The organism is Micromonospora terminaliae, from assembly GCF_009671205.1.
In the GTDB taxonomy this organism is placed as follows: Bacteria; Actinomycetota; Actinomycetes; order Mycobacteriales; family Micromonosporaceae; genus Micromonospora; species Micromonospora terminaliae.
Map to the genome: position 1 here is coordinate 5,491,109 of NZ_CP045309.1, position 20,585 is coordinate 5,511,693.

Below are 20,585 nucleotides of genomic sequence, written 5' to 3' on the forward strand. Positions count from 1 at the left end.
CAACCCCGGCTCACTCCTCGCGCTCACCATGCCCGCTCTCCAGTGGTCAACGGCAACGGTACGAGTGGCACCCGGTCGCCCGCCGCGCCGCTCGTGCCCGGGCGGATCACCGCGAAGCCGTCGGCGCCGGCCAGACCCCGCAGCATCGCCGAACCGACGTGGCGGACCGGGTGTGCCGTGCCGGCCGCCCGGTCCCAGCGCACCAGGGCCAGGTGGGTGTGGTCGCCGCGCCCGGGGACCGCCTCTGCCAGGGTGACCTGCGGCAGCACCGGCATCGGCCGGCCCTGCAGGCCGGCGAGCAGCGGCGCGACCAGCGAGACCAGCGCCACGACGGCGGACTGCGGGTTGCCCGGCAGGCCGGCCACGAAACGGACGCGGCCGTCGTCGCCGACCAGCCGGGCCAGCAGCATCGGGAAGCCGGGCCGGACCGCCACGGTGTTCACCACGTAGTCGGCGCCGAGCGTCTCCAGCGTCGGGTGCAGGTGGTCGACCGGGCCGTGCATGGTGCCGCCGGTGGTGCAGACCAGGTCGGCGTCGGCGAGCGCGGCGCGCACCGCGGCCACGTGGGCGGGGAGCGTGTCGGCCACCGGGCCGACCACGTCGGCGGGGCGCACCTGGCAGCCGTAGCGGCGCAGCCAGGCGGGCACCGCCGGGCCGAGCGCGTCCCGGACCCGGCCGGCCCCGGGCGGACCCTCGGTCAGCAGTTCGTCGCCGAAGACCAGCAGCGCGGCGCGGGGCCGGCGGCGGACCCGCAGGGTGTCGTACCCGCAGGAGGCGGCCAGGCCGATCACCGCCGGGTCGACAGGCGTGCCGGCGGGCAGCAGTTCCTCCCCGGCGTACGCCTCCTCACCCGGCTCCCGCCACTCCGGCACGGGCCGGGGCGTGCCGGTCACCCGGCCGTCCGCGGTGCGGGCCGACTCCTCGATCCGCAGGATCGCCGTCGTGCCCTCGGGGACCATCGCACCCGTGGCGATCTCCACCGTGCTGCCGTCCGCCGCCAGCGGGGGCGGGGTCTGCCCGGCGAGCACCCGGCCGACCACCCGCCACGGGCCGTCCCCACGCACCGCCCAGCCGTCCACGCTGGAGGTCGGGAACGCCGGCAGGTCGGTACGCGTCGCCAGCGGCTCGGCCAGGGTGTGCCCGTCGGCCTCGGCGAGCGACCGGCCGATCGTGGGGAGCGCGGCGGCGAGACCCACCGCGTACACCCGGGAGCGGGCCTCCTCCCACCCGGCCGGCGGCGGCGCGGCGACCTCGGCCGCGGCGGCTGCGGTTTCCGTGCTCATCGGCCGAGCCTATCCCCGGTGCGGCGGGGGTGTGCGGTCAGTGGTCGCCGCCGCGGAGCTGGTCGACGGTGTGCCGCAGGATCGGGCCGAGCACCACCAGGCCGTCCTTCGCCCCGCCGCGCGACCCGGGCAGGTTGACCACCAGCATCCGGCCGGCCACCCCGGCCAGCCCGCGCGACAGCGCGGCCGTCGGCACGGCCTCGCGGCTGTGTGCCCGGATCGCCTCGGCGATGCCGGGGATCTCGTAGTCGAGCAGGGGGCGGGTCACGTCGGGAGTGCGGTCGGTCGGGGTGACCCCCGTGCCGCCGCTGGTCAGCACCACGTCGACGCCCTCGTCGCGGGCCGCCCGCAGCGCCACGCCGACCGGCTCGCCGTCGGGCACCACCACCGGCTCGTCGACCTCGCAGCCCAGCTCCCGCAGGCCGGCGACGAGGAGCGGGCCGCTGGTGTCCGCGTACACCCCGGCGGCCGCCCGGTTCGAGGCGACGATCACCCGGGCCCGGATCACGGCCGGTCCTCCGGCCGGACCCACTCGCCGGTCTTGCCGCCCTCCTTGCGCAGCACCCGGACCGCGTCCACCGAGGCCGCCGGGTCGACCGCCTTGACCATGTCGACCAGGGCGAGCCCGGCGACGGCCACCGCGGTGAGCGCCTCCATCTCGACCCCCGTCCGGTCGGCGGTCTTCGCCGTGGCGGTGATCTCGACCGTGTCGTCGGTGAGCCGCAGGTCGACGGTGACGCCGTGCAGGGCGATCGGGTGGCAGAGCGGGATCAGGTCGGGGGTGCGCTTGGCCCCCATGATCCCGGCGAGCCGGCCGACGGCCAGGGCGTCCCCCTTGGGCAGGCCGTCGCGGCGCAGCAGCTCCACCACCTCGGCGGTGGTGCGGAGGCGGCCGGCGGCGACCGCGAGCCGGCCGGAGACCGGCTTGGCGGAGACGTCGACCATCCGGGCCGCGCCGGCCGGGTCGACGTGGGTGAGCTGCGCGGGATCGGTCACGGCCGCGAGCCTATCCGCCCGGTACGCCCGGGCGCGCGCGTCGGGGCCGGCGGCGGGGAGGGGCACCGCACGGCACCCCTCCCACACCTGCCCGCCGTCGATTCGCTGGGGGGAAACTGACGGCGGGGGCCTCGTCGACCGGGTCCCCCGTGCAGCGGACCGCCCCCGTTGGCCGACATGCCGCGACGCTAACGAGCCAGGCGATAAGGAATCGATAAACCGGTTCAGACCCGGTCCGGCCGGACCTCCGCCAGCAGCCGGCGGATCTCGTGCTGCTCAGGCACCCCCGTCCGCTCGAAGATCGCCAGGGCCCTGCGCCGGTACCGGCGTGCCTCCTCGGGATCGGTGTCCGCCAGGTGTTCGGCGAGGCCGCTCAGCGCCCGGCCCTGCTCGTAGGGATGCGCGATGCGGGTGGCGATGTCGAGCGCCTCATGGAACATGGCCACCGACTCCTCCGGTCGTCCGGCGACCCGCAGTGTCATGGCCAGTTCGTTGCGGGCCTCGGCCTGGACGTGGCGTTCCCCGGCGTTGGCCGCCGCCTCGATCGCGGCGTGGTGGTGCCGCAGCGCCTCGTCGAGCCGGCCGAGCTGCCGGTAGGTACCGGCCAGGTCGCTGAGGGTCTCGGCCCGGGCGTACCCGTTGCCGGTGCGGTCCCGCAGCGCCAGGGACGCCCGGAGCAGGCGTTCCGCCTGTGCGTTCTGGCCGATGCGGTAGCGGACGCCCCCGAGGTGACCGAGCGCGTTGGACAGGTGGAACAGGTCCCCTCTGACCCGGGCGACGAAGAGGTGCAGCCGATGGACCGCCATGGACTCGTCGTGCCGGCCCAGGAACCGCAGGGTGAGACCCAGGTTGGGCAGCACGGGCAGGGTGTCCAGGGCGCCGGCCCGCACGGCGGCCTCGTTGACGTCGAGCGACTCCTGGATGCGGCCGGTCAGCCAGTACACGACGCCCAGGTTCACCCGCGCGCGATCCGTGCCCTCGACGTCGCCGAGTTCCGCCCGGATCGACACCACCTCGTGCAGGTGGGCCGACGCCTCCTGATAGGCGCCGGTACGCACGCAGGCCGAGGCGAGGTAGTTGTGCATGAGGGCGACGGCGTGCCGGTCGCCCGTCCGCCGCGCCGCGACCAGCCCTTCGCCATGCGTGGCGGAGATGTCGTCGAAGTAGCTGCGCATGTAGAAGAAGCGCCAGGCCGCCCGGGCCAGCCGCCACGCCATCGCCTCGTGACCCTCGCGGGCGGCCTGCCGGACGAGGGAGTTCAGATTGAGGCGCTGCTCCTCCAGCCACTCCAGGTCACCGGGGAGCCGCGCCGAGAGCAGATCGGGACGCCGGGGCGCCGTCAGGCGCAGATTCCGGTCGACCAGGCGCTTCTCCTCGATCGGCGCGGAGACCACCACGACCGAATGCAGGAGGTGATCGAGGAGTCCCGCCACCGCCGCCTTCCGGACCGGTTCCGGGTCCGTCTGCAGCGACAGTTCGTAGGCGTACTGTCGCATCAGGTCGTGCAGGCGGTAACGCCCCTCGGCGATCTCCTCCACCAGGTGCCGGTCGACCAGTTCGTCGATCAGGTCGGCGGCCTCGTCCAGTGGCAGGTCGGTGAGCGCGGCCACCATGGCGGTGTCGAAGTGACCCGCGGCGACCAGTCCCAGGGATCGGAAGAGACCCCTGGCCGCGCCGTCCAGCGGCTCGTACGACTCGGCGAACGCCTCGACCACGGTTCGCGCCTCCGCCTTCAACCGCGGAAGGAACGCCGGCTTCCCCGCCAGCCGGCGGACCATGTCGGACATGGTCCACGCCGGGCGATGGGCCAGCCGGGTGCCGGCCAGGCGGATGGCGAGCGGCAGCCCGCCGCACATGCGCACCATCTCCGCCGCCCCGTCGGGATCGGCCGCGACCCGCTCCTCGCCGACGAGGGACGTGAGCAGGGCCAGCGCTTCGGGCTCGGGCAGCACGGGAAGCGACACCGGAGGCCGCTCGGTGAGCGCCAGAAGCCGGCGCCGGCTGGTCACCAGGACCACGGCACGACCGGTGACGGGCAGCAGGGGCTCGACCTGCGCGCTGTCCACGGCGTTGTCGAGCACCACCACGGCCCTGCGGAGGGTGAGTTCCCGCCGCCACATCTCGATCCGGTCGGGCAGGTCCCCGGGGATCCGACCGGCCGGCAGACCGAGCTGACGGAGCAGGGTGACCAGGGCGGACGCGGGTGGGACCGGCGCACCCTCCGCGTGGCCACCCAGGTCGACGAACAGTTGCCCGCCCGGAAGCCGGTCCGCGAGCCGGTGGGCGAGGTGGACCGCGAGTGTCGTCTTGCCGCAGCCCGCCATGCCGTCGATCACCCGCACCACCGGGCCGGTCTCATCGGCGGTGATGTCGCCGAGCATCCGCTCGATGACGTCCCGCCGTCCGACGAAGTCCGGCACCACACGGGGCAGCCAGTTCGGGCCCCGGCCGGCGTCCTCGTTCCCACCGCTCGCCGCGGCTGCCACCGGGCCGCCCGCGAACCTCCGCCGCGCCCTCCGGGCACCGAGCGCGGCACGGTGGACCCGTTCCAGCTCGGGCCCGGGTGGCACACCGAGCTGCTCGGCGAGCGCGTCGTGCGCGGCCTCGTAGACGGCGACCGCTCCGGCGAGGTCGTCGGTGCGGATGAGCGCGCGCATGAGCAGGGCCTGGGCGGGTTCGCGCAGCGGATACCGCGACGCGTGGGCACGCAGGAGCGGCAGGGCCAGGTCGGGGCGATCGGTCCGCAGTCGTAACTCGCCCAGCAACTCGACGGCGGCCTGGCGCTCGCGGTCCACCTCCGCACGTCGCGCCGTCAGGGTGGGACCCAGCGGCAGCCCGGCCAGTAGCGGCTCGGGCCAGGCTTCGATCGTCTCCGCGAGCAGCGCTGCGGCGTCGACCGGCTCACCCGCCTCCGCCAACTCCCGCGCCCGGCGCCACCCGGTGCCGACTCGGACCAGGTCGACCCGGCTCGGTTCCACCCCGAGGCGATAGCCGCCCTGTTCCCGGACCACCGAGACACGCCCGGCGGTCGCCGCTTCGACGCTCCGGCGAAGATTGGCGGCGTAGGTGCGCACGTTGGGAACCGCCGAGCGCGGTGGGTCCTCCGGCCACAGCTCGTCCACCAGCCCGTCCACGGTGACCAGCCGGCCGACCTGCACCGCGAGCATGGCGAACACGAGCTGCTGTTTCGGTGTGCCGAGGTGCACATTCCCGTCCTCGGTCCGTACCGCGAGACCACCCAGGACTCGAATATCCACGTCGGCCGACTCCGGATTTAGCACACGTCAATCGATCGCGTCGGAATTCTACCGACGGTCGCGGGGAGCCACCGGCCCGCTACGGGGTATTTACGCACGTGCGTCGCCCATTCCGGTTCGGACCGTCAACCAAAGTGAGGTTGAAAATAGAGCGGCAACTGTCCAGGCTGACAAGCAAGGTGCAAGTCTCACAGCAGTGCGGTCGCGCTCGGCTACCGGCCGGGCACGTGCGGGATAGGGCTCACTCCGCTCCGCATAACCGCCATGGACAGACCGTCATATACCGCCACAGTGTTGGCTAATATTGCGCATACCGACATTTATCTCTTCTGACTGGACACCTCTGGCTCCTAAGCTGCATTCGAGGTTTTACGGAACCTTCTAACGCTTCGGAAAGAGCCGGAAGGAGTCGGGCGATGCGCGGCAGCGAGTGGCACTGAAACTGCGGGGCTTCACCCCGGGAATCCCTCGCGGTAGGCTCCTGGCATCGAACCTGCTGGTTGATGCCGGTCCAGGCTTCAGCCGTTCAGCTACTGGAGCCGGGTGAGCCATACCGACGGACGACGCGATGTTGAGACCGATCGGCACCTGCTGACGCTCGTCGGTCTCATCGTCGTCCTCGCCACAGCGGTGACGGTCACCGCCATGGTCTTCCTGGCACGAACCCCACCCAGCTCCGTCCGGGACGTGGCCACGTTCGCCACGCTGACCTTCATGATCGCGGTCGGCGGGGTCGTCAAAACGTCGGTCCGGATCCGGTCGACCACCCATTCCATCGCGTGGGTCGAGACGGCCATCGTGATCGGCGTCGCGATCAGCCCGGCCTCCTGGGTCGTCGTGGCCACCGTTCTGGGTGTCGCCGGCGCCTCCGCCGTGCTGCGCCTGCCGGCCATCAAGGCGGCCTTCGGCATCGGCAAGAACGTGCTGATCGCCGGGGGAACCGTGGCCGTCGCCGGGTTTCTCCACTGGCCCGGCGCAGCCCCGCCCGTCGGTGACCTCATCGGCACCCTGAGCATCGTCTACCTGGTCGCGGCGCTCCTCGACGACCTGCTGGCGATGCCGGTCATCGCACTCGCCTCCGGCACCCGCATCCTCCGGCAGTTCCGCGACGACCTGGACCTGCGGCTCGCCGGCTTCGCCGTCCGCTTCGTGGTGGCCGCCTGCACCGTGCTCATCCTCCGGGCCGACCCCCGGCTGCTGCTCGCCGTGCCGCCGCTGGTGCTCAGCCTGCACCTCGCCTACTCGACGCGCGTCCGCACGCGCACCGAGCAGCAGGCCTGGCAGAGGCTCGCCCGGGCCACCGACGCGCTCAACGTCGTCGACCTCGGCCAGGTGCTGACCACCGCCGTCACCGAGGCCGCCGAGCTCTTCTCCGCCGACGAGGTCGAGATCGAGCTGCGCGACCGGGGGCGCACGGTCCGCGGCAACGCCGGCGGCATCACGTACGACGGGGCGACGCCCGAGCCGAGCGCGGTGAACGGCAGGGTCCTGCCGGTCGCGCTGGAGGGGCACGACCGGGCGGTGGACCTGGGCGTCCTGCGACTGCGGTTCGCCGGGCCGATCGAGCTGTCCGAGCGGGAGCAGTACACCCTGCGCACCTTCGCCTCGGCGCTCTGCACCGCCGTCCGCAACGCCCAGGCGTACGCCGAGCTGGCCCGCATCGCCGACGAGCACGCGTACGCCGCCACCCACGACGCGCTCACCGGGCTGTCCAACCGCCGGCACCTGCTCGACGAGGGCACCGAGCAGCTCACCAGCCGGCACGCCGAGGGCGTCACCGCCCTGGTGCTGATCGACCTCAACCACTTCAAGGAGGTCAACGACACCCTCGGGCACGGCGCCGGCGACCGGGTGCTGACGCAGGTCGCCGACCGGCTGCGCGACGCGGCCCGCCCCGACGACCTGGTGGCCCGCCTCGGCGGCGACGAGTTCGCCGTCCTGCTGCGCGGCCTGCCCGCCCCGGCGATCGCGGCGCACCGGGCCGAGGCGCTGCTCGCCGCGCTGCACGAGCCGCTCGACCTGGACGGCATGCGGATCAGCGTAGAGGCCAGCGGCGGCATCGCGGTCGCCCCGGCCAGCGGCGGCATGGCCGAGCTGCTGCGCCGCGCCGACGTCGCGATGTACCAGGCCAAGCGGGCCGGCCAGCGCATCGCCACCTACGCCCCGACCCGCGACACCGCCGACCTGAGCCGGCTCACCCTCGGCGGCGAGCTGCCCCGCGCGGTCGCCGACCACGAGTTCACCGTCAACTTCCAGCCGATCGTCGACCTGGGCAGCGGCGAGGTGATCGGCGCCGAGGCGCTGGCCCGCTGGCACCACCCGACGCACGGCATGATCGACCCGCTGCGCTTCATCGAGGCGGTCGAGCGCTCCGGGCTGCTGCCCGCCTTCGCCGAGGCGATCCTCGACCAGGCGCTCATCGCCGCCGGGTCGTGGCGGGACGCCGGCTTCGACCTGCCGGTCTCGGTCAACGTGTCGCCACGCAGCCTCCTCGACGCCCGCTTCCCCGGTGCGGTGCTGGCCCGGCTGCGGGCCCACGACCTGCCGCCGGACCGGCTCGTGCTGGAGCTGACCGAGACCCTGACGCTCAGCCAGCTCGACGTTGTCGACCGCGTGCTCAGCCGGCTGCGCGACTCCGGCGTACGGCTGGCCCTGGACGACTTCGGCACCGGCTACTCCTCGCTCTCGCTGCTCTCCCGGATCCCCGTGCACGAGCTGAAGATCGACCGGAGCTTCGTCACGGCGATGGAGAGCGCCGCCGAGGCCGCCGCCGTGATCCGCTCCACCCTGGACCTGGGCCGCAGCCTCGACCTAACCGTGGTGGCCGAGGGCGTGGAGAGCGAACCCCAGCGGCGGGCGCTCTGGGAGCTGGGCTGCGCCGCCGGGCAGGGCCACCTGTTCGCCCGGCCGCTGCCGTCCGGCACGCTGCTCGCCGCTCTCCACCGGGGAGCCGGCGGCCGACCGGGCGCCCTCGCACCGCCACTGCACGACGCCGGCGCGGTGATCCGCCTGCCCGGCCGCCGCACCGGCGCCGGCCGCAACCGCACCGCCACCCCCTGACCACCGCCGCCCGCCATGATCGGCGGCCGGGGGCGCCGTACCCGTCTGCCAGACTGGCCCGCGTGACCGCCGACGCCACCCGGACCGCCCCCGCCCTCCGCCGCTGGCAGGCGATCGACACGGCCGCCGGCGGCCTCGCCCTCGACGTGGGCCTCTACGCCCTGTCGGCGGTCTTCGCCGCGGTCACCGCCGCCACCTCCACGCTGCTGCCGCACCGCGCCTGGGGCACCCTCGCCACCATCGGCTACGCCCTGGCGGCACTCGCCGCGACCGCCCAGCTCCTGGCCCGGCACCGGCGTCCCGGCACCGCCCTCGCCGCCCTGCCCGCCCGCTGGGCGGTCACCGGCTTCGTCTGGGCCACCACCGCACTGCTGCCGGTGGTCGCCCAGAGCATGCAGCGCGCCGGCGGCCGGACCGACCGGGCGCAGGAGGAGGTGGTGGTGGTGGAGCACGCCGGGGCGCGGCTCGCCGAGCACGGCACCCCCTACCTCGGGCACGACGCGATCGCCGCCCTGCCGCCCGGCGAGCAACTGCTCGGCTACACCCCCTACCAGCCGGGCATGGCGCTGTTCGGGCTGCCCCGCGCCGCCGCCGACACCTGGTGGACCGACGCGCGGGTCTGGTTCGCCCTGGTCACCGCGCTGGTGTTGGCCGCCGCCGTGCACACCCTCCGGACCACCGCCGGCTCCACGGCACCGCCTCGGGACGCCGCCGTGCTGCGCGCGGCCCAGGCCGCCACCGTCCTGCCCATCTGCGCGCTCACCCTCGCCACCGGCGGCGACGACCTGCCCGTACTCGCGCTCTGCGTCCTCGCCCTGGCCCTGGCCGCCGCCGGCCGGCCCGGCCGCGCGGGCCTCGCGGTCGGCGCGGCCGGCGCGCTGAAGCTCTTCGCGTGGCCGGTCGCGGTCGTGCTGGTCTGCTGGGCCGCCACCCGCCGGGCCGGCACGCGCACCGCCCTGGGCGCCCTCGGCCTGCCGGTCCTCGCGCTGCTCCCGGTGCTGCTGGTCGACCGCGACGCCCTGGTGGAGAACGTGCTGCGCTTCCCGCTCGGGCACGGGCTGGTGACCAGCCCCGCGCAGTCCCCGTTCCCCGGCCACCTGATCGCGAGCGCGCTGCCCGGCGGCCGGCTGGTCGCCGCCGCGCTGCTGGCGGCCGTCGCGGTGGCGATCGCCGTCCGGCTGCTGCGCCGCCCGCCGCGCACCGCCGCCGCCACCGCCCTGATCTGCGGGTACGGGCTGCTCGCCGCGATCCTGCTGATGCCCTCGACCCGCTTCGGCTACCTGCTCTACCCGATCGCCCTGCTGGTCCTCGCCCCCGCCCTCGCGCTCGCCGGGCACCGCCCCGACGTCGCTCCCGGACCGCCTTTCCCGGCAACTGGCCGGCGCGGCCCGGCCGGAGGGCGTAGACCTGAGGCATGACCACCTACCGCGACCGCGCCGAGGCCGGACGCATCCTCGCCGGCCGGCTCGGCGACCTCGCCGGTCGACCCGGCGTCATCGTCCTCGGGCTGGTCCGCGGCGGCGTACCCGTCGCCCAGGTGATCGCCGACCGGCTCGGCGCGCCGCTGGACGTGCTGGTGATCCGGAAGCTCGGCATGCCCTGGGCCCCCGAGGTCGCCTACGGCGCACTCGGCCCCGGCGGCGTGCAGGTGCTCAACGACATGATCGCCGACCGCATCGACCCGGACGAGCGCGCCGACGTACGCCGGCGCGAGCAGACCGAACTGGACCGCCGCGAGCAGCTCTACCGGGGCGGCCGCCCCCAGCTCGACCTGGCCGGGCGCACCGCCGTCATCGTCGACGACGGGCTGGCCACCGGCGCCACCGCCCGCGCCGCCGTGCAGGTGGCCCGGCACCTGGGCGCCGCCCGCGTGGTGGTGGCCGTCCCGGTCGGCTCCGACCAGGCGTACGAGATGCTCGCCGCCGAGGCCGACCAGGTGATCTGCGACCAGATCCCACCCGATTTCGCCGCCGTCGGGGCCTACTACGACGACTTCCACGAGGTCTCCGACGACGAGGTGACGCAGGCGCTCAGCGCCACCGCGTGATTCCACCGGGTACCTTCGGTGTCATGCAGCTCACCTGCCCCAAATGCCATGGAGAGATGCGCCAGTACGAGCGCAGCGGAGTGATCATCGACCAGTGCGGCGAATGCCGCGGCATCTTCCTCGACCGCGGCGAACTCGAGAAGCTGTTCGAGGCTGAGGCGAACTGGAACCAGCAGCACGGCGCGCGGCAGGCCGCGCCGGCCGGAGGCGGCTACACCCCGCCCCCGCCCCCGCCGCCCGCCGCCGCTCCCCACCAGCCCGGCTACGGCGCCGTCCCACCGCCGCCCCCGCCGCCGCCCGGCCACGGCTACGCGCAGCCCGCGTACGGCCAGCACTACGGCTACCACGGCCACTACCGCCGCAAGAAGAAGCACCACGGCTTCCTCGGCGAACTGTTCGACTGACCGTCGCCACGCCGGGCCGGCGACCCACCGGCCCGGCGTCACCGCCGTGCCGAGTCCGCCACGTCGTGGCAGGCTGCACGGCATGACCGCGATCCGGCAGCACGAGGCGCTGGCGCAGGCGTACGACGGCATCACGGCCGTCGTCACCCCACTCGACGACGCCGACCTGCAACGACCCACCCGCTGCCGCGGCTGGCTCGTCGCCGACCTGCTCTTCCACGTGCTCTGCGACGCGCAACGGGCGCTCGTCACCCTCGCCAGCCCGGCACCCGGCCCGGCCGACGTCGACGACGTCAGCTACTGGCGCGCGTTCACCCCGGGCGGCGACGACGAGGCGAGCGTGAAGCACGCCTGGTGGGCCCGCCGCTCCGCCGCCGCCTTCGACCGGCCCAGCGGCGTGGTACGCATCTGGTCCGACACGGCGCCCGCCGCCGCGCGCGCGGCCGCGGCCGCGGACCCCGACGGGCACGTGACCACGCAGGGGCACGTGCTGCGCGTACCCGATTTCCTCGCCACCCTGACCACCGAGGCGGTCATCCACCACCTCGACCTGGTGCTGGACCTGCCCGGCGCACCGCTCCCCACGGAGGCCCCCACCCGGGTGGCGGTGGCCACGGTGGACGGGCTGCTCCCCGATGACGCGGTCCGGCCGACCGGCTGGGACGACCGGGACTACCTGCTCAAGGCCACCGGCCGGGTGCCGCTGACCGACCGCGACCGGCTGGAGCTGGGCGAGGCCGCCGGCTGGTTCCCCCTGCTCGGGTGACGGCTGCGCCGCTCCGGCTCAGACGATGGCCATGTCGACGAATCGGGACAGGTGCAACTGGGCGGCAACCGTGATCGTGTCCGTCGGGCCATTTCGATGCTTGGCGACGATCAGGTCCGCCTCCCCGGCCCGCGGCGACTCCTTGTCGTAGTAGTCGTCGCGGTGCAACAGGATGACGACGTCGGCGTCCTGCTCGATCGAGCCCGATTCACGTAGGTCAGACAGCTGCGGGCGCTTGTCGGTGCGCTGCTCCGGGCCACGGTTCAGCTGGCTCACCGCGATCACCGGGCACTCGACCTCCTTGGCCAGCAGCTTCAGGCCACGGGACAGGTCCGCGACCTCCTGCTGCCGGCTCTCGGTGCGCTTCGGCGAGGTCATCAGCTGGAGGTAGTCGACCACGATCAGCTTGAGGTCGTGCTTCTGCTTGAGCCGCCGCGCCTTGGCCCGGATCTCCATGAGGTTCATGCTCGGCGTGTCGTCGACGAAGAGCGGCGCCTCGCTGATCTCACCCATGCACCGGGCCAGCTTGGTCCAGTCGTCGTCGGAGAGTTGGCCGCTGCGCAGCACGTGCAGCGGGACGCGCGCCTCGGCCGAGAGGAGTCGCATGACGATCTCGACCTTGCTCATTTCCAGCGAGAAGATCGCCGACGCCTGGTTGGCCCGAATGGCGGCGTTCCGGGCAAAGTCCATAGATGCGGTACTTTTACCCAAGCCCGGCCGGCCGGCCACGATGATGAGCTGCCCCGGGTGCAGGCCGTTGAGCAGGCGGTCGAGGTCGCTGAATCCGGTCGGCACACCGGTCATCACCCCGCCCTGGGCACCCACCGCCTCGATCTCGTCGAGCGTCGGCTGCAGCATGTCGGCCAGGACGGCGAAGTCCTCGCTGACCCGCTTCTCGGTCACCTCGTAGACCGCCTGCTGGGCGAGGTCGACGACGTCGTCGACGTCCCGGCTGCCGCCCTGGCCGGTGCCGTAGCCGAGCTGGACGATCCGGGTGCCGGCCTCGACGAGCCGGCGGAGCACGGCCCGCTCGCCGACGATGCGGGCGTAGTAGGCCGCGTTGGCCGCGGTGGGGACGCTGGCGATCAGGGTGTGCAGGTAGGGTGCGCCGCCGATCCGCGCCAGGTCGCCGGAGTCGGCGAGCGCGGCGGCCACGGTGATCGGGTCGGCCGGCTCACCGCGGCCGTAGATGTCGAGGATCGCGTCGAAGATGGTGGCGTGCACCGGGCGGTAGAAGTCGTTCGACTTGAGGATCTCGACGACGTCCGCGATGGCGTCCTTGGAGAGCAGCATGCCGCCGAGGACGCACTGCTCGGCGGCCACGTCCTGAGGCGGGGTCTTCTCGAACTGGCCGTCCCGCTGCGCGGGCGCGGGCGGCTGCCCCCCGGCCCGCTCCGAGCGCGTCTCGTCGGTGACCGACACGGGTCCCCCCTTGCTGCGTCGGATCGGATCCAGCTTCGCCGCCGGGTGTGACAACTTCCGACGACCTCCTGGTCGATCGGGGGTCATCGCCCGGGCGGTCGGGGGACCACGATACGGAACCCGAGCTCAGCCGCTCAACAGCACCGGTGGACGAGCCTCGGGACAACCTGTGGACGCCGGTGGACCGACATGTGCGCAGGGTGTGCACAGGGTGTGGATAAGTGATGGGGAATTTCGGCTGGCTCGGCGCTGACCTGCGGTTATTCAATCCCCACCCTGTGGACGGAAGATTTCGGGTCGAGCTTGGGCGCCGTTCGTCCCGTACTATCTCTGCGAACGGCTACACCTGGACAGCGGATTGCGCTATGGGTTGAGAAGGGTCACGCTCCGGCCGTGAGAAACCGGGACTGGGGAAGCGGGGAGGGCAGCCCGCGCGAGCGCCGCCCGAGGCCCTCCTGGGCCGCTCCCGCCGGCCCGCTCCCGATCGAATCCTCCGCCCCGGAGAGCTACCGCACGCCGAGTCGCCGGCGCGCCGTCGAGCGTGGCCAGGACGAGCCGGTCGACACCTACCTTCCGCGGTGGGCGCTCGAGTCGGGCATCCGGCGGGCCGACGGCGGCGGCCGGCACGCCGCGCGCGACGACGAGGACGCCGACCCGCCGTACTCGGGTGGGGGCTGGCGGGCGGAGCCTTCCTGGCGCCGCGACGACGACCGCCGCGACCTGCGCGCCATCGGCGCCGGCCCGGCGTCGGACCACACCGCCGAGTGGACCATGGACACCCCGCAGGATCAGGGGTACGTGGGAAGCCGGCGGGCCGACGGGGTCGAGGGTGAGCCGGTGTCCGGCGTGGCCCCGCGGAGCCGGCCGCGTCGCGCGGCGACCCGGCGGCCGCAGGTGACCTGGTCGGGGCTGGAGGAGTCGCCCACGTCCGGCGAGGACGGTGACCGGTGGGAGACGGAGCGGCCGACCCGGCGCAGCCGGCGCGTGACGGCCGATTCGTGGTCGCGGCCGGCGGTGGACCCGTGGGAGCGGGGCCGGGCGGCCGAGCCCGATCCGGCGGAGCAGCCGGCGGTCGACCCGTGGGACGCGTCGGGCGTGCACGCGTGGGCTCGTTCCACCGGCTCGGCCCGGTGGGACCAGGCGGAGGACCGCTGGGACCGGACGGAGCACACCGGCCAGTGGGACCGCTTCCCGGAGGCCGGCGCATGGGACCGGCGCGCCGGGACGGGCGCGTGGGACCGGCGCGCGGGCACCGGCCCGTGGGACCGGTCCGGCGACACCGCCCAGTGGGACCGGGCGCGGGAGACGGGTGCCTGGGACCGGAGCGCGGAGGTCGACCCGTGGGACCGGACGGCGCCGCCGGTACCGGCCCGGGAGGGTTGGGCGTCGCCGGAACGGGCCGAGGCGTTCTGGTCCGGCACGCGGCTGGCCGGCGACGATCCGCGCTGGACGGAGACGCCGCCGTCGGCCCCGCGGTCGCCGATGGTCGCCTCCCCCGCGCCACGCCCGGCGCCTCGCCGCCGGCCGGTCGCGCCGGTGGCGGCGGGCGGGGCCGGCGCGTCGACGCTGCGGCGGCGGGTGGAGACGGTCGGCGGCGGGTCGTGGGGCCGCCGGCTCGAGGACGACCTGCTCGACCCGGATCCCGGTGGTCCGCTGCGGCCGCTGGCCTACACGGCCGCGTGCTATCTGGTGCCGGCGTTGCTGCTCGTCGTCGGGCTGGTGTTCCTCGACGGGCAGCCGCCGGCGGGGTGCGTCACCGACATCACCGGGGGTGGTTGTGACTCGCCGCGTGCGCACGCCGTCGCCTCGTTGGTCGCGGGGGCGCCGCGGTTCGGGTTGGCGCTGCTGAGCAGTCTCGTGGTGGCGGTGGTGCTGCGCCGGGTCGGCACGACCTGGCGGTCGGCGACGGTGGCGTTGGCGGCGGCCGTGGTGGGCGGTGGTCTCTCCACCGTGGTGATCAGCGCGGTGACGGGCCAGCCGATCGGGTGAGGCCACGGCCGGGAGTTCCCGGCCGGACATGCGGAAGGGCCCGCACCGGGTGTCGGTGCGGGCCCTTCCGTCGTGCGGTGGGGTGTCAGCCCTTGACCACGTTCAGGTCGAACTTGGCGGTCACCTCGGGGTGCAGCCGGATGCTGACCGGGTAGGCGCCGAGCGACTTGATGTGGCTGGGCAGCACCAGCCGGCGGCGGTCCAGGGTCGGGCCGCCGGCCGCCTTGACGGCGTCGACGATCTCGGCCGGGGTGACCGAGCCGAACAGCCGACCGCCGTCGCCGGCGCGGGCCTTCAGGTTGACCTTCAGACCCTCGACCTGGGCCTTGACCTCGTTGGCGTGGTCGAGGTCGCGGATCTCGCGGGCCGCGCGGGCCCGCTGGATGACCGTGACCTGCTTCTCCGCGCCCTTGGTCCAGGCGATCGCGAAGCCCTGCGGCAGCAGGTAGTTACGGCCGTAGCCGTCCTTGACCTCGACGATGTCGCCCGGGGCACCGAGGCCGGACACCTCCTGAGTCAGGATGATCTTCATATCGGTGCCTCCTCTCAGCGGGTCGTGGCCGTGTACGGCAGGAGCGCCATCTCGCGGGCGTTCTTGACCGCACGGGCGATCTGCCGCTGCTGCTGCGAGGTCACGCCGGTCACCCGCCGAGCGCGGATCTTGCCGCGGTCGGAGATGAACTTGCGCAGCAGCGCGGTGTCCTTGTAGTCGATGTAGGTAATCCCGTCCTTGTCGAGCGGGTTCACCTTCTTCTTCGGCTTGCGAAGTGCCGCAGCCTTGGCCATTGCTCTTGCTCCTGGTTTGCGATCGCGGGCGCTCGGCGCCATTAGAACGGGGGCTCCTCGTCGAAGTTTCCGCCGCCCGAACCACCGCGCGAGGGAGCCGGGGCAGCCGAGGCCCAGGGGTCGTCGAAGTTGCCTCCGCCGCCACCCTGGCCACCACCACCACCGAAGCCGCCGCCTCCGCCACCCGAGCGGGACATCTTCTGCACCTTCGCCGTGGCGTAGCGCAGCGACGGGCCGATCTCGTCGACCTCCAGCTCGATGACGGTGCGCTTCTCACCCTCGCGCGTCTCGTACGACCGCTGACGCAGCCGGCCGGACACGATCACCCGGGCGCCGCGCTGCAGCGACTCGGCGACGTTCTCGGCGGCCTGCCGCCAGACCGTGCACGAGAGGAACAGCGGCTCGCCGTCCTTCCACTCGCCGGACGCCTTGTCCATGAAGCGGGGCGTCGAGGCGACGCGGAACTTGGCGACCGCCGCCCCGGAGGGGGTGAACCGCAACTCGGGGTCATCGGTCAGGTTGCCGATGACCGTGATGGTGGTGTCTCCTGCCATGACCATCTCCTCGCGCACTCATCTCTGTGCCCTACAGGCTCTCAGAGCCCTCCGACAGCGTCGATGAGGCTTGATCCGGACGTGCCGGGTCTAGATGCTCAGCGCATCTCCGGGCGGATGACCTTGGTGCGCAGCACCGACTCGTTGAGTCGGAGCTGACGGTCCAGCTCAGCCACGGCCTCCGGCGACGCCTGGAGGTCGATGACGGCGTAGATGCCCTCGGCCTTCTTGTTGATCTCGTACGCGAGGCGCCGGCGGCCCCACACGTCGGTCTTCTCCACCGAGCCACCCGCGGTCCGGATCACGTTCAGGTACGTGTCGAGCGACGGGGCGACGGTGCGCTCCTCGAGGCTGGGGTCGAGGATCACCATGACTTCGTAATGACGCAAGACGTGCTCACCTCCTGTGGGCTAAGCGGCCACGGTCCTTCCGTGGCAGGAGGTCGTGCGTCGTCACCCGCGACCGGAGCCCGGGGGAACCCGGCCGGACGCGGACAACCGGACCAGGATACCCGGTCCGGACGATCATGCCGGGCCCGGTCGCCCACGGCGTCAAGGCGCGGCGACAGGGGCCCACCTCCGGCGTCGCATACCGGAAGGTGGACCCCTGTCCACGGGGCCGCGGGGCGTCCCGTCCGCATTCCTTGGGTGGGACCTGGGGAGGAACGACCACACCGATGAGGTTGGATCGAGGACGCCCCGCGGAGCTTTATCGTGTTGTTACCTGGTCTGACCATACAACGGCTCTCGTCACCTCTTGGGGGAAATGGAGGAATTCGCCGGACTGGTTCTGCGGCGGCCTTCAGGTGTGACGAGCGGATCCCGCCCCGTCGTGCCGGGCCGCACGGCGGGGCGTCCCGTTGCCGGGGGTCTCGGCCTCACCCGCACGCGCTGTGGACCCGCGTCCGGCCGGAGCGTCGACCATCGATCCCACCTCGGACAACGACCGCCGGGCCCGCTGGTGACGCGATCCGTACCGCGCGCGGTAACCCCGGGCGTCGGGGGCGCGACGTAGGCTGCCCTGCATGCGAATCGGAGCCCACGTCGATCCGACCGACCCGCTGGCCGAGGCGGCCGCCCGGGACGCCGAGGCGGTGCAGTTCTTCCTCGCCGACCCGCAGGGCTGGAAGGCCCCGAAGCCGCGGGAGGACGCCGAGCGCCTCCGGGCCGCCGACATCGACCTCTACGTGCACGCGCCGTACGTCATCAACGTGGCCACGCTGAACAACCGGATCCGCATCCCCAGCCGCAAGCTGCTGCTCGGCCACGCCGCCGCCGCGGCGGCGGTCGGCGCCCGCGGGCTGATCGTGCACGGCGGCCACGTCAACGCCGGTGACGACCTCACCGTCGGCTTCGACAACTGGCGGAAGACCTTCGCGTACGCGGCGGACTCCGGTGGCTTCCCGCTCCCCATCCTGATCGAGAACACCGCCGGCGGTGACAACGCCTGCGCCCGGCACCTGGACGCGCTGGCCCGGCTCTGGGACGCGCTCGGCGACTACGAGGTGGGCTTCTGCCTCGACACCTGTCACGCGCACGCCGGGGGCGAGGAGCTGCTGGGCCTCGTCGACCGGGTGAAGGCGATCACCGGCCGGATCGACCTGATCCACGCGAACAACTCCAAGGGCGCGTTCAACTCCGGCCAGGACCGCCACGACAACCTCACGGGCGGCACCATCGACCCGGAGCTCGTGGTCGCGGTGATCCGGGCGGCGGGCGCGCCGGTGATCGTGGAGACTCCCGGCGGCACCGAGGGCCAGGCGGCCGACATCGCGTTCCTGCGCGGGCAGCTGGGCCCGACGGCATGACCACCGAGCAGTCCGACGCGACCGGCGGCCGGGCCGACAGCGGCCCGCAGGCGGCCTCCGGCGACGGCGCGCCCGACGCGAAGCCCAAGGCGACCAGGCGTCGAAAGGCTCCGAAGAAGGGCGCCACGGCGGGTGGAGCGACGTCGGGCGAAACCGGCCCGACGGAGCGGCCACCGGCCACCGGGGACGAGCCGCCGTCGACTGCCGGAGCCGGCGGGAACGGTGACCGCGCCGAGAGCGGTGCGGCAGCCGGGACCACTGCCACCGCGGCGGCAGGCAGCAGCGGCATGGCCGCCAGGACCGATGCCGACGCCGCCGGGACGGCTGACGCGGCCGCGATCGACGGCCAGGTCGCGACCGACAAGAGCGCGACCGACAAGAGCGCGACCGAAAGCCAGGCCGGGGCGGGCAGGACCGGGGACGACGGCACGGACGGGGAGAAGCCCGCCGACCCCTGGACGGCGTTCGGTCCCGCTCCCGATCCGGTGCTCACCCGGCCCCGCCGGGCGGTCCGCGCGGTGGGCCGGTTCCTGGTGCACGAGTGGACCCTGGCCGCCGTCGCCTCGCTGGTCCTGGCCGTGCTGATGACCTGGCCCACGCTCCGCTACCCGCGCTACACCCTGCCGCAGGACTACTGGGACCCGAGCCTCCAGGCCTGGCAGATGGCCTGGTCCGGCCACATCCTGCTGACCGACCCGGCGCAGCTGTGGACCTCGAACACGTTCTTCCCCGAGCCGTGGAGCTTCGCCTTCTCCGACACGCTGCTCGGCTACGCCCCGGCGGGCATGATCGGGGCTGGTCCCGGGGACGCCCTGCTGCGCTACAACATCATGTTCGTGCTGGCACACGCCCTCGCCACGTTCGGGGCGTACGCGCTGGCGCGGCAGCTCGGCGCGGGCCGCATCGGCGGCGCGGTGGCCGGTGCCGGCTACGCCTACGCCCCATGGCTGCTGGCCCAGGCCGGGCACCTGCACATCATCTCCAACGGCGGCATCCCGCTGGCGCTGGCCATGCTGGCCCGCGGTCACGGCTGGTCGCTGCGCCACGGCTACCGCCCCCGGCGCCGGCACGCCGGCTGGGCGTTCGCGGGCTGGCTGGTGGCCGCCTGGCAGCTCAGTCTCGGCTTCGGCATCGGGCTGCCGTTCGCGTACCTGCTGGCCGGTGTCGTGCTGGTCTCGGCGATCCTCTGGTTCATGCGGCGGCGCCGGGTGAAGCGCCCGTTCGGCCGGCGCCTGTTCCTCGCCGACCTGCTCGGCGGGCTGGTGTTCGCCGCCGTGGGGGCGCTGCTGGCCGTGCCGTACTTCAAGGTCGCGGAGCTGCACCCGAACGCCGCGCGGACGCTCGGCGAGATCCAGCTGTACTCGCCACCGGCCAGCGGGTTCTTCACCGCGCCGGCCGAGTCGCGGATCTGGGGTGAGCTGCACGAGGGCGCCCGGGCCGTGCTGCCCTGGCATCCGGAGATGACGTTGCTGCCCGGCTTCGTGCTCTACGCGCTGGCCGCCGGCGGGCTGTTCTTCTCGGTCTGGCGGGTGCGCCACCGGCTCTTCCTGCTGGCCGGGGTGCTGGTGACGATGGCGCTGGCCATGGGCACCCGGTTCTTCGGCGGCCGCTTCACCTACGTGCCGCTCTTCGAGCACCTGCCGGGCTGGAACGGGCTGCGGACGCCGGGCCGGATGATGCTCTGGACGACCCTCCTTCTCGGCCTGCTCGCGGCCGGTGCGGTCACCGCGTTCTGCGCCCGGGTACGCGAACTCGCCGCCGAGCGGGTCCCGGCGTGGCCGGGCCCGTGGCTGCGACTGGCCACCCTGGTGCCGCTGCTGCTGGTCGTCGTGGAGGGGTCGAACGTCACCCCGCACCCGGTCGTGCCGCGGCAGCCGGCGGTGCTGCGGACGGTCGACGGTCCCATGCTGGTGCTGCCGAGCAGCCAGAACCTGGACCAGCCGGTGATGCTCTGGTCGACCGACCGGTTCCAGCCGATGGTCAACGGCGGCAGCGGCTTCACCCCGAACGCGCAGGCCCAGGTACGCGAGGCGACGGTCAGCTTCCCCGACTTCGGCAGCGTCGACTACCTACGGAAACTGGGTGTCAAGAACGTGGTGGTGCTCCGCGACCGGCTCGGCGGCACCCCGTGGGAGGGGATGCTCGACCGGCCGGTCGACGGGCTGGGCGTGACCCGGGAAGAGGTCGGCGACGCGGTGGTCTACCGCCTCTGAC

17 protein-coding genes are annotated in these 20,585 nt (G+C 73.7%); 8 read left to right on the plus strand and 9 right to left on the minus strand.

Features of this window, described 5'->3' with window-relative positions; genetic code table 11:
- Positions 1-23 precede the first annotated feature (23 nt).
- The 4 genes from GCE86_RS25310 to GCE86_RS25325 all read right to left on the minus strand — a co-directional run bounded on the left by GCE86_RS25310 (position 24) and on the right by GCE86_RS25325 (position 5,536).
- The gene (locus GCE86_RS25310; RefSeq protein ID WP_154229224.1) at positions 24-1,283 is read right to left on the minus strand and encodes a molybdopterin molybdotransferase MoeA; all 1,260 of its coding nucleotides are present in this window, start codon (positions 1,281-1,283) and stop codon (positions 24-26) included.
- A gap of 37 nt (positions 1,284-1,320) precedes the next feature.
- Complete coding sequence (locus tag GCE86_RS25315) at positions 1,321-1,791, minus strand: MogA/MoaB family molybdenum cofactor biosynthesis protein (RefSeq protein ID WP_154229225.1); 471 nt, start codon at positions 1,789-1,791, stop codon at positions 1,321-1,323.
- Complete coding sequence (moaC, locus tag GCE86_RS25320) at positions 1,788-2,279, minus strand: cyclic pyranopterin monophosphate synthase MoaC (protein ID WP_154229226.1); 492 nt, start codon at positions 2,277-2,279, stop codon at positions 1,788-1,790. Before moaC ends, GCE86_RS25315 begins: the two co-directional genes overlap by 4 nt.
- A gap of 224 nt (positions 2,280-2,503) precedes the next feature.
- Positions 2,504-5,536 carry an AfsR/SARP family transcriptional regulator gene (locus tag GCE86_RS25325; protein WP_154229227.1) on the minus strand — a complete coding sequence of 1,011 codons (3,033 nt, stop codon included), beginning with the start codon at positions 5,534-5,536 and terminating at the stop codon, positions 2,504-2,506.
- Positions 5,537-6,079: 543 nt separating this feature from the next.
- Between GCE86_RS25325 and GCE86_RS25330 the strand changes: the two genes are divergently transcribed.
- The 5 genes from GCE86_RS25330 (at position 6,080) to GCE86_RS25350 (ending at position 11,813) form a co-directional block, all read left to right on the plus strand.
- Positions 6,080-8,596 carry a putative bifunctional diguanylate cyclase/phosphodiesterase gene (locus GCE86_RS25330; protein WP_420846487.1) on the plus strand — a complete coding sequence of 839 codons (2,517 nt, stop codon included), beginning with the start codon at positions 6,080-6,082 and terminating at the stop codon, positions 8,594-8,596.
- Positions 8,597-8,658: 62 nt separating this feature from the next.
- On the plus strand, positions 8,659-10,014 hold the full coding sequence (locus tag GCE86_RS25335) for a glycosyltransferase 87 family protein (RefSeq protein ID WP_154229228.1): 1,356 nt from the start codon (positions 8,659-8,661) through the stop codon (positions 10,012-10,014).
- Positions 10,011-10,643 (plus strand): phosphoribosyltransferase, encoded by a 633-nt coding sequence (locus GCE86_RS25340; RefSeq protein ID WP_154229229.1) that lies wholly within the window; start codon positions 10,011-10,013, stop codon positions 10,641-10,643. The genes GCE86_RS25335 and GCE86_RS25340 overlap by 4 nt, the downstream gene beginning before the upstream one ends.
- 23 nt (positions 10,644-10,666) lie before the next feature.
- Positions 10,667-11,047 carry a TFIIB-type zinc ribbon-containing protein gene (locus tag GCE86_RS25345; RefSeq protein ID WP_154229230.1) on the plus strand — a complete coding sequence of 127 codons (381 nt, stop codon included), beginning with the start codon at positions 10,667-10,669 and terminating at the stop codon, positions 11,045-11,047.
- Positions 11,048-11,129: 82 nt separating this feature from the next.
- Positions 11,130-11,813 carry a maleylpyruvate isomerase N-terminal domain-containing protein gene (locus GCE86_RS25350; protein WP_154229231.1) on the plus strand — a complete coding sequence of 228 codons (684 nt, stop codon included), beginning with the start codon at positions 11,130-11,132 and terminating at the stop codon, positions 11,811-11,813.
- 18 nt (positions 11,814-11,831) lie between these two features.
- On the opposite strand, the gene dnaB is transcribed toward GCE86_RS25350, so the two are convergent.
- Positions 11,832-13,235: a replicative DNA helicase gene (gene dnaB / locus GCE86_RS25355; RefSeq protein ID WP_154229232.1), complete on the minus strand. Its 1,404-nt coding sequence runs from the start codon at positions 13,233-13,235 to the stop codon at positions 11,832-11,834.
- Between the two features lie 393 nt (positions 13,236-13,628).
- Between dnaB and GCE86_RS25360 the strand changes: the two genes are divergently transcribed.
- Positions 13,629-15,224, plus strand: a complete 1,596-nt coding sequence (locus tag GCE86_RS25360) for a hypothetical protein (protein ID WP_154229233.1) — start codon at positions 13,629-13,631, stop codon at positions 15,222-15,224.
- Between the two features lie 85 nt (positions 15,225-15,309).
- Here the strand turns inward: GCE86_RS25360 and rplI are convergent, their stop codons facing one another.
- The 4 genes from rplI to rpsF form a co-directional block, all read right to left on the minus strand.
- Positions 15,310-15,756, minus strand: coding sequence for a 50S ribosomal protein L9 (rplI, locus tag GCE86_RS25365; protein ID WP_091265040.1), 447 nt, complete (start codon positions 15,754-15,756; stop codon positions 15,310-15,312).
- A gap of 14 nt (positions 15,757-15,770) precedes the next feature.
- Positions 15,771-16,010, minus strand: a complete 240-nt coding sequence (gene rpsR, locus GCE86_RS25370; RefSeq protein ID WP_013289355.1) for a 30S ribosomal protein S18 — start codon at positions 16,008-16,010, stop codon at positions 15,771-15,773.
- Positions 16,011-16,051: 41 nt separating this feature from the next.
- The gene (locus GCE86_RS25375; protein WP_172967885.1) at positions 16,052-16,582 is read right to left on the minus strand and encodes a single-stranded DNA-binding protein; all 531 of its coding nucleotides are present in this window, start codon (positions 16,580-16,582) and stop codon (positions 16,052-16,054) included.
- 80 nt (positions 16,583-16,662) lie between these two features.
- Positions 16,663-16,953: a 30S ribosomal protein S6 gene (gene rpsF, locus GCE86_RS25380; protein ID WP_046563719.1), complete on the minus strand. Its 291-nt coding sequence runs from the start codon at positions 16,951-16,953 to the stop codon at positions 16,663-16,665.
- Between the two features lie 635 nt (positions 16,954-17,588).
- On the opposite strand from rpsF, the gene GCE86_RS25385 reads away from it, so the two are divergent.
- Positions 17,589-18,371: a deoxyribonuclease IV gene (locus tag GCE86_RS25385; protein WP_154229234.1), complete on the plus strand. Its 783-nt coding sequence runs from the start codon at positions 17,589-17,591 to the stop codon at positions 18,369-18,371.
- A complete protein-coding gene (locus GCE86_RS25390) occupies positions 18,368-20,584 on the plus strand; it encodes a hypothetical protein (RefSeq protein ID WP_154229235.1) in 2,217 nt (738 codons plus the stop codon). Before GCE86_RS25385 ends, GCE86_RS25390 begins: the two co-directional genes overlap by 4 nt.
- Position 20,585: the final 1 nt, after the last annotated feature.

Bases quoted from the DNA above. Each gene is read 5' to 3' on its own strand.
- GCE86_RS25310 (WP_154229224.1), bottom strand. From the start codon at position 1,283: ATGAGCACGGAAACCGCAGCCGCCGCGGCCGAGGTCGCCGCGCCGCCG.
- GCE86_RS25340 (WP_154229229.1), top strand. From the start codon at position 10,011: ATGACCACCTACCGCGACCGCGCCGAGGCCGGACGCATCCTCGCCGGC.
- GCE86_RS25345 (WP_154229230.1), top strand. From the start codon at position 10,667: ATGCAGCTCACCTGCCCCAAATGCCATGGAGAGATGCGCCAGTACGAG.
- GCE86_RS25350 (WP_154229231.1), top strand. From the start codon at position 11,130: ATGACCGCGATCCGGCAGCACGAGGCGCTGGCGCAGGCGTACGACGGC.
- rplI (WP_091265040.1), bottom strand. From the start codon at position 15,756: ATGAAGATCATCCTGACTCAGGAGGTGTCCGGCCTCGGTGCCCCGGGC.
- rpsR (WP_013289355.1), bottom strand. From the start codon at position 16,010: ATGGCCAAGGCTGCGGCACTTCGCAAGCCGAAGAAGAAGGTGAACCCG.
- GCE86_RS25385 (WP_154229234.1), top strand. From the start codon at position 17,589: ATGCGAATCGGAGCCCACGTCGATCCGACCGACCCGCTGGCCGAGGCG.
- GCE86_RS25390 (WP_154229235.1), top strand. From the start codon at position 18,368: ATGACCACCGAGCAGTCCGACGCGACCGGCGGCCGGGCCGACAGCGGC.